Raw genomic sequence first — 14,077 nt, 5'->3', positions numbered from 1 at the left:
GCCATTAGGTAGGTCTCAGGTGCCGCCGATCAATCATCTTAAGCCGGCTGGCACAGCGGTTCGGCGCGTCGGTCGAGTGCGCCGCTCCACATGGTCAGGACAAATGCGCCAGCCACCAGTACAGCACCGACCCAGGGCGTGGCGCCAAGGCCGAGCGGCGAGGCGACGACCAGGCCGCCGATCCAGGCGCCGAGGGCTATGCCGAGATTGAAGGCGGCGATGTTGAGTGCCGACGCCACATCGACCGCGCCCGGCCGATGCTCCTTGGCCAATTGCACGACATAAAGCTGCAGGCCAGGCACGTTGGCGAAGGACAGGAAGCCGAGGGCGGCAAGCGTCACCAGCGTCCACAAGGGCGAAATCGCCGTGAAGCTGAACAGGACGAGCACCGCGGCCTGCAGCGCAAACAGCACGGTCAGCGCCTTGACCGGGTTGCGGTCGGCGATGCGGCCGCCGGCGATGTTGCCGACAGCGATGGCGAGGCCATAAAGCACCAGGATCAGGCTGACGCTGGAGGCTTCGAAACCGGTAACCTGCTCCAGGATCGAGGCGAGGTAGGTGAAGGCAACGAAGGTGCCACCATAGCCAAGTGCCGTCATCGCAAAGACCAGAAGCAACCGGCCGGAGCCGAGCACGCGAACCTGATCGAGCAGGCTCGACGGTGCCGCCTTTTTCAGCGTCGAGGGCAAAAGTGCGGCGATGCCGGCAAAGGCGATAACGCCGAGCAGCGAAACGCCCCAGAAGGTGGCGCGCCAGCCGAATGTCTGGCCGATGAAGGTGCCGAGCGGCACACCGGTGACGATCGCCACCGTCAGGCCCATGAACATCATGGCGATCGCCGAGGCGCGGCGGTTTTCCGGCACGAGGTCGGCAGCGATCGTGGCGCCCACCGAAAAGAACACACCATGCGCGAAGGCCGACAGCACGCGGGCGACCAGCAGCATCTCATAGCTGGGGCTCAGCGCCGCTGCGGCATTGCCTGTGATGAACAACGCCATCAGGCCGAGCAGCAGCGGCTTGCGCTCGATGCGGCCGGTCAGTGCGGTCAGGACCGGGGCACCGAAGGTGACGCCGAGCGCGTAGACGCTGACGATCAGGCCGGCGAGCGGCAAGGTGATTTGCAGGTCCTGGGCTACAGTCGGCAACAGCCCGACGATGACGAATTCGGTTGTTCCTATGGCATAGGCCGCGATGGTGAGCGCGAAAATGGCAAGAGGCATGGCAGCACCGTTCCCGCCCGTGGGCAGCGGGCGTCGTTGGGCGAAATTCGATCGCCGGGTTGATCCTTGTCGGGCAATATGGTGCAGGCGGACTTGCGCAATAATCCGCTATGATGGATCAATGCTTGTGAATTGAATTCACAAGAGGCGAGCCATGGACAACAGGGCCGGTGAAATGGAGGCCTTTGTCCGGGCCGTTTCGCTCAAGAGTTTCTCCGCCGCCGGTCGCCAGCTCAACCTGTCGCCGTCGGCGGTCAGCAAGTTGATCACCCGCATCGAAGACCGCCTCGGCACCCGGCTTGTGGTGCGCTCAACCCGCAGCTTGCAGCTGACGCCGGAGGGCGAAATCTATCTCGAACGCGCGAGACGCATCCTTGGCGAGATCGAGGAGGCCGAGCGTGTTGTCGCTGGCGGCGCCAATGCGGTGCCGCGCGGACCGCTCAGGGTCAGCGCCTCGGTTGCCTTCGGCGCCAGCCATGTCGTGCCGCATATGGCGGAGTTCTTGGCACTCTACCCCGAGGTCGAGCTCGACCTGTCGCTGACCGACAGCGTCATCGATCTCTATGAAGAGCGCGCCGACGTCGCCATCCGCTCCGGAAAGCTGCGCGATTCCGCGCTCAAGGCGCGCAAGATCCTGGAGATCCGCCGCGTCGTGGTCGCTTCGCCTGCCTATCTCGAAAGGCACGGCGTGCCGCAGAAGCCGGCCGATCTTGCGGGTCACAACTGCCTGCGCTTCAATTTTCTGCGCAGCCGCGACGAGTGGATTTTTCGCGACCCGGCGACCGGCGAAAACTTCGCCCAGCGCGTCAGTGGCAACCTGCTTGCCAATAACGGCCCGAGCCTGCGGCGGCTGTGCCTCGACGGCGTGGGCCTGATTCGCACCGGACGTTTCCAGGTCCAGGCCGACATCGATGCCGGAACGCTGGTGCCGGTGCTCGAAGCCTATAATCCCGAAGACATCGAGATGATCCATGCGGTGTTTGCCGGCCACGGCCACCTCGCCGCGCGCATCCGCGCCTTCATCGATTTCCTCGCCGAAAAGACGCGCGGCGCCTGACGTCATTGCATCGGCTGGCACATGCACTATCTTCGCAGGGTGCAATTGTCCGCGCGAAAGGCTAAAGGCTGTTGATGCGCTCGATGGCAAGATTGAAGGTGGTTTTACTCGCGGCAGGCTTGATGCTTGCAGCCGCGCCGTCTGCATTTGCGCTTGATCTGGCGGTTCAGCCCGTCCCCAATGTGCTGACGATACAGCCCATGCCCAATCTGAGGCTGAACGAACTGCAAGTACTGCAGAGCCGTCAGGATCGCCTGAACTATCAATACCAGCAACGGCAATATCGCGAGCAGGACCGCCAGCAGGTCGTGCCGCTGCGGCCCGACGTGCCCGTCATGAGGCCAGGCTGCCAGATCCAGCCTTTCGGCAACATCTTCGGCACCGTCTGCCGCTAAGCTTTCACCTTGGGCTTGTCGGCGGGTGAGCTATTTCGCCGCCACCTGCTCCGCCAGGATGCCATCCAGCCTGTCGTAACCGGCCTCCACACCCTTGGCCATGCCGATGGCGATGGCGCCGTCCCTGGCTTCGCGCGAGCTATAGAGCATGGTGTTGACCGAGATCGTCCGGCCATTCTTTTCGGTCAGCACCAGCGTCGAGCGCGCCTCGCCATCGGTCCAGTCCATGTCGAACAGTTCGACGCTGACGATCTTTTCGGGCCGCAAGATCTCGCTGTAGGTGCCGGTCATGCCCATGTCGCCGCGGTCGTCCTGATGACGCCAGACAAAGCGGTATTTGCCGCCGACCTTCAGGTCGATCTCGCAGACGGCGAAGGACCAGCCGTCCGGTCCGGTCATCCAGCGCTTCAAGAGTGCGGGTATGGTCCAGCAGTCGAAGACCAGATCGCGCGGCGCGTCGAAGACGCGCGTCATGGCGATCTCGCGATCGCTCGGGGTCGTCACTTCCAGCCGGTGCGTCATCGTCCTCTCCCTTGGCTATCGTCTCAGGCCTTGCCCTGGTTCGCCTGCAGGTCGGCAAGCAGCGCGTCGAGGCGCTTGTAGTTGCCTTCCCAGACTTTTCGGTATTCATCGAGCCAGCCGGTTGCTTCGGCCAGGGCCTCGCCTTCGATGCGGCATGGTCTGCGCTGCGCGTCGCGCCCGCGCGAGATCAAACCGGCACGCTCCAGCACCTTGAGATGTTTGGAAATCGCCGGCTGGCTCATGGCGAACGGTTCGGCCAGGTCCATCACCGAGACTTCGCCCGACATCAGCCTGGCAAGGATCGCGCGCCGGGTCGGATCGGCAAGTGCCGTGAAGGTGGCATCGAGACGTTCGGACGGCGTCATTTTATAACCCTCTTATTCTATAACTCAAAGGTTATGAACAATGCCGATGTCCGTCAAGCCGCCGTGACGGTGTTGCTGACAAATGGACGCCCCCGCGCGCTGGACAAATGTTTCCAGTACGCCCGCGCCCATAGGCATCCAGCCGCTCTGCGTGCTCAGGCCGCCTTGCGTGCTCAGGCCGCTTTGCGTGCCTTTTTCGGATGCACATTCTGGTTCATGCGGAAGACATTGTCGGGATCGTATTTCCGCTTCACCTCCAGCAGCCTGGCATAATTGCCGCCATAGGCAGCCTCGACCCGGTCGGCCTCGTCGCCGGGCATGAAGTTGATATAGGCGGTGCCCACCGCCTGCGGCTTGCTCGCCTCGTAGATGTCGCGGGCCCAGCCCATGCAGGCCTTGTCCATCGACGCCTCGCGCCAGCGCGCATGCACGTTCATGACAAAATGCGAATTGCGCTGCGGGAAAGCCGTGGCATCCGCCGCCACCCGCCCGGCCGCACCGCCGACATGGCCGATGAAGATCTCGCATTCGGGCCCGGGCAAGGCGCGGATCGCCTTGTCGAGTATGTCGATCGTGGCATCAGGCAGATCGATGAAGTCGTGGCTCTTCCAGTAGTTGCGCGCGCCGGGCTGCAGCAGCGGATCAAAGGCCGTCTGCCATCCGGCAAAGGGATTTGGCCCGACCACGTCGACGATCGGCTTGCCGATGCCGCGCAAGGCTTTGGTCGCCTTTTCGCCGGCTTCAAGGTCGCCGCAGTAGCACATGGCCAGCACCAGGACCTCCTTCCAGTGCCATTGTGCCGGCAGGAAGGGCAGGGGCGGCGCCTTGCGCATCACCGTCCAGCAGGTCAGCTCGTCGGGCGCGTCTTCAAGCACTTTCCGGTATTGCTTGAGCACCGATTTGGCGTCGTCGAAGGGATGCACGACCAGTCCCGACAGCACCTGCGGGCCAAGCTTGTGCAACTTGAATTCGAACGCCGTCACCACGCCGAAATTGCCGCCGCCGCCGCGCAGTGCCCAAAACAGATCGGGATGTTCGGACGTGCTGGCCCGCACCAGTTCGCCATCGGCTGTTACTACATCGGCCGAAAGCAGATTGTCGATGGTCAGCCCAAGCTTGCGTGCCGTCCAGCCGAAACCACCGCCGAGCGTCAGCCCCGCAATGCCGGTGGTCGAGTTGATGCCGGTCGGCACCGCAAGACCGAAGGCCTGCGTTTCCCTGTCGACATCGGAAAGCAGCGCTCCCGGCTCGACCCAGGCCCGGCGCGCCACCTTGTCGACACGCACCGATTTCATCATGGAGAGGTCGATCATCAGCCCGCCGTCGCAGACAGCACTGCCGGCGATGTTGTGTCCGCCGCCGCGCACGGCGACCAGAAGCTTGTTTTCACGTGCGAATTTGACTGCGGCTATGACATCGCTGGCGCCAACGCAGCGCACGATAAGGCCAGGCCGGCGGTCGATCATGGCGTTCCACACCGAGCGGGCCTGGTCATAGCCCTCGTCGCCGGCATGGAGCATTTGACCGCGCAGGCTTGCGGCAAATGCCTCAAGCGCCGGTGCGCTGATCGTCGTCATGCCTCCTTCCAATGTCGTGAGGCTCAAGTCGTTCATGATATGTTCCTCTCGTAGGTGTAACGCCTCCTCTTCCTCCGCAGCCGGCAATTGTGCGCCTCGCGAGAAGGATGAACAAGAACAAGCACGGGCCTGTTGCTGAAAGTGATGGGTGCGGTGTCTCGTCGCCGGGGCCGCGCCTGTTGCCTTCGCGCCTTGCCGCGGCACGGTCCAGTCGCCATAGTGCCAAACAACTCAGTTAGTTCCGTGTCTCGACGCGGCATAGCCGGAGACGGAACCAACGATGCGGCCTACTTGCAGCGACATCGACCACCGAGCGCTGCAAGGCAATTGGGCAAAATGAGATTCAGGCCGGGCGTGCGCCGTATTGCATGTTGGACCGCGACAGCTGCCCTTCTCTCAGCCAGCTTGTCCGCTGATCTGGCGCTTGCCGAGGATCGCATGCTGCTGCTCGACCGCGACCGCCTCGTCATCAGGGCGCATCTTCAGGCGGGCCTGAACGCGGTGATCGAGCATAATCTGTTCTGGAACTTCGCTAACACCTTCGCGCCATCGGCAAACTTCAACCCCGACAAGCAATGGCTAGAGGGCTATGTGAAGCCCGGCCTCAGCTTCATCAAGGAGTTCGACAATGCTCCGATGGCCTATGGCAAGATTTCGGCGGTGGCCTCAGGAACGCTCGGCATCGATGCCTACGGCATCGGCGACACCGGCCGTATCACGCTTGAGGAGGGCTATCTCGGATTGCGTTCCGCCGATACTGGTCGCAGCTCGTTCGACGTCTCGATTGGCCCGCGCGAGTTCAAGGCGGGTACCGGAATGCTGATCGCCAATGGTGGCAACAGCGGCTTTGAGCGCGGTGCTCTCAAATTCGGACCACGCAAGGCCTGGAAGATGGCGGCACTGGGCGAGGCTGGCTACGACGATTTCAGCGGAACGGTGTTTTACCTCCAGCCCAACGAATTGCCGGACACCAGCAGCAGCACCAAGCTCATCGGTACGGACCTTCGCTACGACTGGCCCTCCGTCAATTCCTTTGTCGGCTTAACGCTTGGCCATGTTTTGGAGTCGACGTCGCCTTACCCCAAGGCGGCTCCGGACGGGATAGGCGCGCCGACCATCCTGCCCGATGCGAGGCAGGGCCTGAACTTCGTCAATTTTTATGCCATTGGCACGCCGCTCCCAGGCGTTTCCGAGAACTTCTTTGCCGGCGCCGAAGTGGCCTATGAATGGAACAATGACATCGACATGCGGGCCTGGGCCGCCCGCACCCATGTCGGATACACCTTTGCCGATCTGTCGTGGTCGCCGACCATCGCGCTGTCATATCAGACATTTTCTGGCGACGACCCGTCGACCTCGAGGCTCGAGCGTTTCGACCCGCTTTTCTACGAAGGCAGCCCGAGCAACTGGTCGACCGGGTCGAAGTCGTCGATGGTGTTCATCAACTCCAATGTGAGTTCGTATCAGGCCAGCCTGCGTGTCACACCGACCGAGCGGGACACGTTCACGCTGCGCTACGCGCATATCCGCGCCAACGAATTGCTGAGCCCGATCCAGTTCGGGCAAGGCACGCGTGTCGAAACATCAGGTGGTGTGCCCAGCCCGATTGCTGGTGCCACCAACCACCATCTCTCGGATGACATCTTTCTTGAATATAATCGCGTGCTGAATCCGAATACCTTTCTCACCGTCGGGCTCAGCGCATCATTCCCTGGGCAGGGCATAGACTCTATCGTCAATGCCGATGCACCAACCTGGGCGGGAGCGTTTGCCAATGTGGTCGTCAATTTCTGAAGTTCGCGCCGAAGCGCGGTCGGGCAGCTTTGCTAGCGTGCGGGCTTTGGCCATGGCAGCCGCCATCGCGCTATCGCCTTCGATCTCTCACGCGCAGGAGGCAAAAGTGCTGTCAGCCGAAGAGTCCGACCCCGTCAAGCTTGGCTGGATGGTCGGTGCGCCGCCGCCCGCCGACAAGATCATCCGCTTCACCGATCCCGACTATTTCTCTTTCCCCAAAATGCGCTGGACGGTCTGCAACTTTCGCCAGCTGATGCCGACGGTTAATGTCAGCCGTGGCCTTGGCGCGCCGCTGCCTTTCGAGCGCAAGACCGACGAGACCATCGACGCGGTGAAATTCACGCCACTCGGTGGCAGCGCGGAGATGACGTGGCAACAGTCGCTGGCCGCCAATTACACCGACGGCATCGTTGTCCTGCATGACGGCAAGGTCGTCTACGAGCGCTATTTCGGCTGCCTCGACGACGCCGGCCAGCACGGCGCGATGTCGGTCACCAAGTCGCTCACCGGCCTTTTGGGCGAGATGCTGGTGGCCGAGGGCAAGCTCGACGAAAACGCCAAGGTGGCATCAATCGTGCCTGAGCTGGCCAAGAGCGCGTTCGGTGACGCCACCATCAAGCAGGTGCTCGAGATGACCACGGGCCTGCGCTACAGCGAGGACTATGCCGATCCCGATGCCGATGTCTGGATCTATTCGGCCGCGGGCAACCCACTGCCCAAACCGGAAGGCTACATCGGCCCGCGCAGCTACTTCGAATATCTGCAGACGGTGCGCAAGGAAGGCGAGCACGGCACGGCCTTCGGCTACAAGACCATCAACACCGACGCACTCGGCTGGATCATTGCGCGCGTCACCGGACAATCCGTCGCCCAAGTCATGTCGGAGCGGATCTGGAGCAAGATGGGTGCCGAGCAGGACGCCTACTACACCGTCGATTCCACCGGCACACCCTTTGCCGGCGGCGGCTTCAACGCGGGCCTGCGCGACATGGCGCGGCTTGGCCAGGTCCTGCTCGACGACGGCGTCATCAACGGCCAGCGCCTGGTGCCCGAGGCGGCGATCGCCCGTATCCGCGCCGGCGGCGACAAGGCGGCGTTTGAAAAGGCCGGCTATGCGCTGCTCAAGGGCTGGAGCTACCGCGGCATGTGGTGGGTCACCAACAACGACCACGGCGCCTATATGGCGCGTGGCGTGCATGGCCAGTCGCTCTACATCGACCCCAAGGCGCGCGTCGTCATCGCCCGCTTCGCATCGCATCCAACGGCTGGCAATGCCGCCAACGACCCGACCACATTGCCGGCCTACGAGGCGGTGGCGAAGCATTTGATGCAGTGAGACCTACACCACCGCCCGGCGATAAAGATGCCAGGTGGCGTGGCCGAGTATCGGCAGCACCACCAAAAGCCCAAGGAAGAAAGGCAGGCAGGCTGCAAGTACCGTAAGCGTCACCACCAACCCCCAGCCCAGCATGACCACCGGGCTCGCCAGGACCGTGCGCACCGAGGTGATCATGGCGGTGACGAAATCGACCTCGCGGTCGAGCAGCATCGGGATCGAGATCACGGTGAGGGAAAACAGCACCAGGGCAAGGGCGGCACCGACGAGGTGGCCGACGCCCAGAAAGATCCAGCCTTCGTTCGTCGTCGTCACCACATGGACGAAGCGGTCGAGCGTGGCAAACGACATGCGCCCGAGGATCAACGCTATCAAGAGCCTGATCTGGTACATCCAGATCCAGAACACGAACAGCATGACGAAGGCCATCCACGACACCTCGCGCCGCCGCTGCGCCCATACCACCGCGAGCACTTCGCGCAGGCTCGGCGTCTGTCCGGCCTCCAGCCGGCGGCTGACCTCGTAGAGGCCGACGGCGGCAAAGGGCCCGACCAGCGGAAAGCCGATGGCAAAGGGATAGATCAGCCAGGGTTCGTGCAGCACGACGAGCGCTATGGTGATCAGGATGCCGATGACGGCGAAGACAGCGCCGATCATAAGCCCGATCATTGGCCGGCGCGCAAAGTCGGCGGCCCCTTCGGCAAGACTGGCCCGTATGTCGGCCACCGTGAGCGTCCGCACCTCCGGCAGCGCCCCCGGCCTCTTGCCTGGCTGTGCCGCCTTGTTCACATCGACCATCGCTTCCTCCCTCGCGTCGTCGTAGTTTATCAGACCATGCACGGCTCGGTGCAAAGTGTATTGATCAGGATCAAGAGCTTTCGTTGACTCAGGCCGCGCCCAGGCCGAAAACCGCCGCCGCTCCCGCCAGCAGTATCCCCACCAGCCCCTGGAACAAGGTGACGATCACCTTGAGTGCGGCGCGTGGCAGCGACAGCTCCAGATGCTTGGCAAACCAGCGTGTTTCCACTGTCGCATACCAGAGCGTGGCAAGCCCAAACAGCACCAGCCCCGCCAGCATGGTTGCGGGTTTGTCGATGCGCGTCAGCACGCCGCCGATGCTGGTGACCAGCGCGAAGGGGGCTGCGACATAACACTGGCTGTAGAAGGGCCGCTTCAGCGTGTTGCGGTCAATCCGGATGCTGCGATGGCGCAACAGCTTCAGTGCCATCAGCAGCGGAAAGATGCTGAAGGCCACGGCGCGAAACAGCAGCAGGTTGGAATCGCTCGCCAGAAACGATGGCGGCGCCCAAGGCATTTCCTGGCTGACCAATGCCAGTTCGAAGCCATGCGCGATCAGCAAGGTGATCAGCAAGAATAGCGGCGGGCCGAGCGTGTCGGTATATTGCTCGGCGATATCGTCGGCGAGTTCCACGTCGGCATAATGCATCATCGCCTGCGGGTGGCGCAGCGTCCGCCACATGGTGATGGGGTAGAACAGCAGCCACGAAGCCAGCTCGTAGAGCAGCTCCTCGAGCGATTTCAGCAATCGCATGAAATCCATGCCCTATCCCCTCCTTGTACCGTGCAACCATCATGGCGAGGGCAACGCCGTCTGGGAAGAGTGATGCCAGCGCCGATCGGCTGGCGCACCTGCCGGTGGGGAAGACGAAGACCTCATGCAATTGTGTAAAGTGACAACGCACAACTGTGCAGGTACTGGTAGCGTGTACAGCTATGGGGAGCACAATGGTTGCACAGCGAAACTTCGCTTTCCTCGGTGCCGTCCTTGCGCTTTGGTCTATATCGGCGCTCCCCACTGGTGCAAATGCCGCGACCACATCGGTTTCCCTTGAAGACCAGACCTGGACCGAGCTGCGCGATCTGATCAGCGCTGGAACGACAACCATCATCGTCCCGATAGGCGGCACCGAGCAAAATGGCCCGGCTATGGCGCTGGGCAAGCACAATGTGCGGGTGAAGTTTCTGGCCGAAAAGATAGCTGGGCGACTGGGCAATGCGCTGGTTGCGCCCGTTATCTCCTATGTCCCGGAAGGCACCATCGACCCGCCGAGCGGCCATATGAAGTTTCCCGGCACGATCACCATCAGCGACAAGACATTCGAGCAGCTGCTCGAATCCGCTGCCCGCAGCTTCAAGCTGCACGGTTTCAAGACCATCGTGCTGATCGGCGACCATGGCAGCTACCAGGGCAACGAACGTGCGGTGGCCGAGCGTTTGAACAGCGAATGGCGCAAGACCCCGGTGCGTGTCTTCGCGGCGCTTGAATATTACAACATCACCCAAACCACCTATGTCGACCAGCTCTTGTCTGCTGGCGCCAAACAATCTGAAATTGGCACGCATGCCGGGCTTGCCGACACATCGCTGATGCTCGCCATCGATCCATCGATGGTGCGCAAGGATCGCATGACGGCGAGCCCGAAGCTTGACGCGAGCGAGGGCGTGTACGGTGGCGACCCGACACGCTCGACAGCAAAGCTTGGCCAGCTTGGCGTCGACCTGATCGTTGCAGGCACGACCGAGGCGATCCGCGCTTTCGTTGCAAAGCAGCAAAAATGACCAGAGCGCTCAAGCATTTCATGGCCACGCCGCTCATGCTGCTTGTCCTGGCAAGTGCGGCTTCGGCCGGGTCCTGCCCGGAAGATTGCAGCGCGCCCCCGATACCCGGCCGCATCGACATCTATGGCGAAACGACGTCCGGCCATCTGAGCCCTGCGACGTCAGGCGCGCTGGCACGCGTCTATGTCCCCAATCATTCCTCCAACAGCGTGTCGGTGATCGATCCGGTCACGCTCAGGGAAGTCGACAGGTTCAAGGTCGGGCTCGCGCCGCAGCATGTTGTTCCCTCCTGGGACCTCAAGACGCTGTGGGTCACCAACAACGCCAGCAACACGAGCAAGGGCAGCCTGACGCCCATCGATCCGAAGACCGGCAAGCCGGGCAGTGCCGTGCCGGTCAATGATCCCTACAACATGTATTTCATGCCGGACGGCAGTTCGGCGATCATTGTCGATGAATCCCTGAAGCGGCTCGAGCTGCGCGATCCGCAAACCATGGCGCTGAAATCGGTCATTGCGACGCCGACCTGCCACGGCATCAATCATGCCGATTTCGCCGCCGACAATTCCTACGCGATATTCACCTGCGAGTTTGGCAGCGGCGGTCTGGTCAAGGTCGATCTGCAGAACCAGAAGGTCCTGGGCAGCCTCGCTCTGTCGAAACCGGGCATGCCGCAAGACATCCGGCTTTCGGCCGACGGCAAGGTTTTTTACGTCGCCGACATGATGAATGACGGCGTCTTCCTAGTCGACGGAGACAGTTTTGCCGAAATCGGTTTCATCGCCACCGGCGTTGGGGCGCACGGCTTTGCCGTCAGCCGCGACGGCACGAGACTTTACGTTGCAAACCGCGGTTCGCATCAAATGGAGAACTCCCATCCAAGGGGGCAGGGCAGCGTCAGCGTCATCGACTTCGCCAGCCGTTCGGTCGTGGCGCAATGGCCCGTTCCAGGTGGCGGCAGCCCGGACATGGGCAATGTCAGCGCCGATGGCAAGCAATTGTGGCTGTCCGGCCGCTTCGACAGCGAGGTCTACATGTTCGACACCACCACCGGTGCGGTCGTGAAGATCCCCGTGGGCGTCGAACCGCACGGCCTGACGGTCTGGCCGCAGCCAGGCAGGTACTCGCAGGGCCATACCGGCAACATGCGCTGAACAGCACAGGTCTTATGCCAGAGACCGCCGATCGCGCTGACAGGACGTTCACGCAGCCCACCCGGCAGGCTATAGCAGGGCAAAGCCCTCCCGTTGGATCTCGCCCAAGGATTCTCCTGACATGACCGACATCATGACCACCGACACCGTGCTCGACCGCTTCCTGCGCTATGTCGTCATCGACACCCAGTCGGACGCAAGCTCTTCGACCCAGCCCTCGACCGAAAAGCAGAAGAACCTCGGCCGCCTGCTGGTCGAGGAACTGCTGGCGATTGGCCTCTCCGACGCCCATCTCGACGAGCATGGCTATGTCTACGCCACGGTGCCATCCAACACCGACAAGCAGGTGCCGGTCATCTGCTTATGCTCGCACATGGACACCGCGCCCGATTTCACCGGCACCAACGTCAAGCCGCAACTCCTGCGCAACTATGCCGGCGGCGACATCAGGCTGACAGGCGATGCGCAGCAGATCATCCGCGTCACCGAGCACCCCGAGCTGAAGAACCAGATCGGCAACGACATCGTCACCACTGATGGCACCACGCTGCTCGGCGCCGACGACAAGGCCGGCATCGCCGAGATCGTGACGGCGGCACAGTTCCTCATCGCCCATCCCGACATCAAGCATGGTACGATCAAGCTTCTGTTCACCGCCGACGAGGAGATCGGGCGCGGCGTCGACAAGGTCGACTTCCAAAAGCTCGGCGCCAAATTCGCCTACACCATGGACGGCGAGACCGCCGGCCATATCGAAGACGAGACCTTTTCGGCCGACGGCGTCGAGATCGCCATTTCGGGCGTCGCCATCCATCCCGGCTTCGCCAAGGGCCGCATGGAAAACGCCATCAAGATCGCCGGTGCCATCGTCGACCGGCTGCCCAAGGAGCTTTCGCCTGAAACCACCGAGGGCCGCGAAGGTTTTGTCCACCCCACCGCTCTGTCGGGCTCGATGGAAAAGGCCTCGATCAGCCTGATCGTGCGCGACTTCACCGACCAGGGCCTCGCCGACAAGGAAGCGATGCTCGAAGCCATCGTCAAGGACGTCATGAAGGCCTATCCCGGCTCGTCCTATGCCTTCACGGTCAAGGAGCAGTACCGCAACATGAAGGTCGTGCTCGACCGCCACCCCGAGATCGTCGAAAACGCGCTCGAAGCCGTCCGCCGCGCCGGCATGGAGCCTGTGCGCGGCAGCATCCGTGGCGGCACCGACGGCTCGCGCCTGTCCTTCATGGGCCTGCCATGCCCCAACATCTTCGCCGGCGGCCACGCCTTCCACTCCCCCCTCGAATGGGTCAGCCGCCAGGACATGGAAAAGGCGGTGAAGACGATCGTCGAGTTGGCGCGGATTTGGGAGGAGAGGGCGTAGGGGCGGGGGCTAGGCGGAGATGTGGTCGCCCGGTAGCGAGTTATTGAGCGTCTCGATCGGGGCCGGATGCGGACGGGCAGCTTCCGGCTGCAGATTTTTGATTGCGGACGTTAAGGTGGTATTAGCATCGTCGTTATGACCCACGCCGGACCTCGCATGGTGTCCGCCCTCATCAAAAGGTAGGAGCGAGGCCTTAACGATCAGAACTTCGTCATGTTGGCTGCCGGCAAGTTGGGCGATCGCTCGCCGCTCGCCTTGTAGTCCTTCACCACCTTCAACAGCGGCCCGAGCACCCAATAAGCAGCGCCGCGACTGCGCTGCGCGAAATAGGTTGACGTTACGTCACGTAGGTTGCACTGTCGTGCCGCATCATCATCATCTGACGATCAAGACCAGTCGCATGCAAGGGGAATGGAGTCTTTGACTGCCCCGACCCGCATTCGCGCACCGTGGTCGGGCCAACGTTTCACCGGGCCTTTGAGCCGTTTGAAACAGGCCTGAGCCGTACCGGCTTGGGCTGTCCCTGACAGAGGAGGATATGTGATATGAAAGCAGCAGCAGCCTGTGTTGCAGCGGCAACGGCCATGGCCGCCGCGCTTTTAAGCAGCACCTCGATGGTCCAGGCGCAGGAACAAACCAAGCCGAACATTCTGTTCATCATGGGTGATGACATCGGCTGGATGCAGCCGAGCATCTACCATCAGGGCC

Annotated in this window: 13 protein-coding genes; 7 read left to right on the top strand and 6 right to left on the bottom strand. The window is 62.4% G+C overall.

What is annotated here, in order from left to right; genetic code table 11:
- Positions 1 to 38: 38 nt before the first annotated feature.
- Positions 39 to 1,220, bottom strand: a complete 1,182-nt coding sequence (locus tag AC1DLV_RS18050; RefSeq protein WP_476801276.1) for an MFS transporter — start codon at positions 1,218 to 1,220, stop codon at positions 39 to 41.
- Positions 1,221 to 1,374: 154 nt separating this feature from the next.
- Here AC1DLV_RS18050 and AC1DLV_RS18045 point away from each other — a divergent pair, with 154 nt between their 5' ends.
- Together AC1DLV_RS18045 and AC1DLV_RS18040 are read left to right on the top strand one after the other, a co-directional pair.
- Positions 1,375 to 2,277, top strand: coding sequence for a LysR substrate-binding domain-containing protein (locus AC1DLV_RS18045; RefSeq protein ID WP_476801275.1), 903 nt, complete (start codon positions 1,375 to 1,377; stop codon positions 2,275 to 2,277).
- A 74-nt stretch (positions 2,278 to 2,351) separates the two neighbouring features.
- Positions 2,352 to 2,672 (top strand): hypothetical protein, encoded by a 321-nt coding sequence (locus tag AC1DLV_RS18040; RefSeq protein ID WP_476836204.1) that lies wholly within the window; start codon positions 2,352 to 2,354, stop codon positions 2,670 to 2,672.
- Between the two features lie 30 nt (positions 2,673 to 2,702).
- Here AC1DLV_RS18040 and AC1DLV_RS18035 read toward each other — a convergent pair whose 3' ends face one another.
- The 3 genes from AC1DLV_RS18035 to AC1DLV_RS18025 form a co-directional block, all read right to left on the bottom strand.
- A complete protein-coding gene (locus tag AC1DLV_RS18035; protein WP_476801273.1) occupies positions 2,703 to 3,194 on the bottom strand; it encodes an SRPBCC family protein in 492 nt (163 codons plus the stop codon).
- 23 nt (positions 3,195 to 3,217) lie between these two features.
- Positions 3,218 to 3,559: an ArsR/SmtB family transcription factor gene (locus tag AC1DLV_RS18030; RefSeq protein WP_109574106.1), complete on the bottom strand. Its 342-nt coding sequence runs from the start codon at positions 3,557 to 3,559 to the stop codon at positions 3,218 to 3,220.
- A 173-nt stretch (positions 3,560 to 3,732) separates the two neighbouring features.
- Entirely contained in the window at positions 3,733 to 5,172 is a 1,440-nt protein-coding gene (locus AC1DLV_RS18025) for an FAD-binding oxidoreductase (RefSeq protein WP_476801272.1), read from the bottom strand.
- 369 nt (positions 5,173 to 5,541) lie between these two features.
- Here AC1DLV_RS18025 and AC1DLV_RS18020 point away from each other — a divergent pair, with 369 nt between their 5' ends.
- Entirely contained in the window at positions 5,542 to 6,930 is a 1,389-nt protein-coding gene (locus tag AC1DLV_RS18020) for an alginate export family protein (protein WP_476801271.1), read from the top strand.
- Positions 6,931 to 6,982: 52 nt separating this feature from the next.
- Positions 6,983 to 8,266 (top strand): serine hydrolase domain-containing protein, encoded by a 1,284-nt coding sequence (locus AC1DLV_RS18015; protein WP_476801270.1) that lies wholly within the window; start codon positions 6,983 to 6,985, stop codon positions 8,264 to 8,266.
- A 3-nt stretch (positions 8,267 to 8,269) separates the two neighbouring features.
- On the opposite strand, the gene AC1DLV_RS18010 is transcribed toward AC1DLV_RS18015, so the two are convergent.
- Positions 8,270 to 9,064, bottom strand: coding sequence for a DUF2189 domain-containing protein (locus AC1DLV_RS18010; protein WP_476801269.1), 795 nt, complete (start codon positions 9,062 to 9,064; stop codon positions 8,270 to 8,272).
- Positions 9,065 to 9,152: 88 nt separating this feature from the next.
- Positions 9,153 to 9,827 (bottom strand): permease, encoded by a 675-nt coding sequence (locus AC1DLV_RS18005; protein ID WP_476801268.1) that lies wholly within the window; start codon positions 9,825 to 9,827, stop codon positions 9,153 to 9,155.
- Positions 9,828 to 10,012: 185 nt separating this feature from the next.
- Between AC1DLV_RS18005 and AC1DLV_RS18000 the strand changes: the two genes are divergently transcribed.
- The 3 genes from AC1DLV_RS18000 to pepT all read left to right on the top strand — a co-directional run bounded on the left by AC1DLV_RS18000 (position 10,013) and on the right by pepT (position 13,369).
- A complete protein-coding gene (locus AC1DLV_RS18000) occupies positions 10,013 to 10,846 on the top strand; it encodes a creatininase family protein (protein WP_476801267.1) in 834 nt (277 codons plus the stop codon).
- Positions 10,843 to 12,000 carry a YncE family protein gene (locus AC1DLV_RS17995; RefSeq protein ID WP_476801266.1) on the top strand — a complete coding sequence of 386 codons (1,158 nt, stop codon included), beginning with the start codon at positions 10,843 to 10,845 and terminating at the stop codon, positions 11,998 to 12,000. Before AC1DLV_RS18000 ends, AC1DLV_RS17995 begins: the two co-directional genes overlap by 4 nt.
- A 121-nt stretch (positions 12,001 to 12,121) precedes the next feature.
- Positions 12,122 to 13,369, top strand: coding sequence for a peptidase T (gene pepT / locus AC1DLV_RS17990; protein WP_476801265.1), 1,248 nt, complete (start codon positions 12,122 to 12,124; stop codon positions 13,367 to 13,369).
- Positions 13,370 to 14,077 lie beyond the last annotated feature (708 nt).

The sequence above is a fragment of the Aminobacter sp. 01T433 genome, from assembly GCF_056398585.1.
This window is presented reverse-complemented; position numbering and strand designations above follow the sequence as displayed.

Bases quoted from the DNA above. Each gene is read 5' to 3' on its own strand.
- AC1DLV_RS18045 (WP_476801275.1), top strand. From the start codon at position 1,375: ATGGACAACAGGGCCGGTGAAATGGAGGCCTTTGTCCGGGCCGTTTCG.
- AC1DLV_RS18040 (WP_476836204.1), top strand. From the start codon at position 2,352: ATGCGCTCGATGGCAAGATTGAAGGTGGTTTTACTCGCGGCAGGCTTG.
- pepT (WP_476801265.1), top strand. From the start codon at position 12,122: ATGACCGACATCATGACCACCGACACCGTGCTCGACCGCTTCCTGCGC.
- AC1DLV_RS18005 (WP_476801268.1), bottom strand. From the start codon at position 9,827: ATGGATTTCATGCGATTGCTGAAATCGCTCGAGGAGCTGCTCTACGAG.
- AC1DLV_RS18050 (WP_476801276.1), bottom strand. From the start codon at position 1,220: ATGCCTCTTGCCATTTTCGCGCTCACCATCGCGGCCTATGCCATAGGA.
- AC1DLV_RS18030 (WP_109574106.1), bottom strand. From the start codon at position 3,559: ATGACGCCGTCCGAACGTCTCGATGCCACCTTCACGGCACTTGCCGAT.
- AC1DLV_RS18010 (WP_476801269.1), bottom strand. From the start codon at position 9,064: ATGGTCGATGTGAACAAGGCGGCACAGCCAGGCAAGAGGCCGGGGGCG.
- AC1DLV_RS18015 (WP_476801270.1), top strand. From the start codon at position 6,983: ATGGCAGCCGCCATCGCGCTATCGCCTTCGATCTCTCACGCGCAGGAG.
- AC1DLV_RS18035 (WP_476801273.1), bottom strand. From the start codon at position 3,194: ATGACGCACCGGCTGGAAGTGACGACCCCGAGCGATCGCGAGATCGCC.
- AC1DLV_RS18025 (WP_476801272.1), bottom strand. From the start codon at position 5,172: ATGAACGACTTGAGCCTCACGACATTGGAAGGAGGCATGACGACGATC.
- AC1DLV_RS18000 (WP_476801267.1), top strand. From the start codon at position 10,013: ATGGTTGCACAGCGAAACTTCGCTTTCCTCGGTGCCGTCCTTGCGCTT.
- AC1DLV_RS17995 (WP_476801266.1), top strand. From the start codon at position 10,843: ATGACCAGAGCGCTCAAGCATTTCATGGCCACGCCGCTCATGCTGCTT.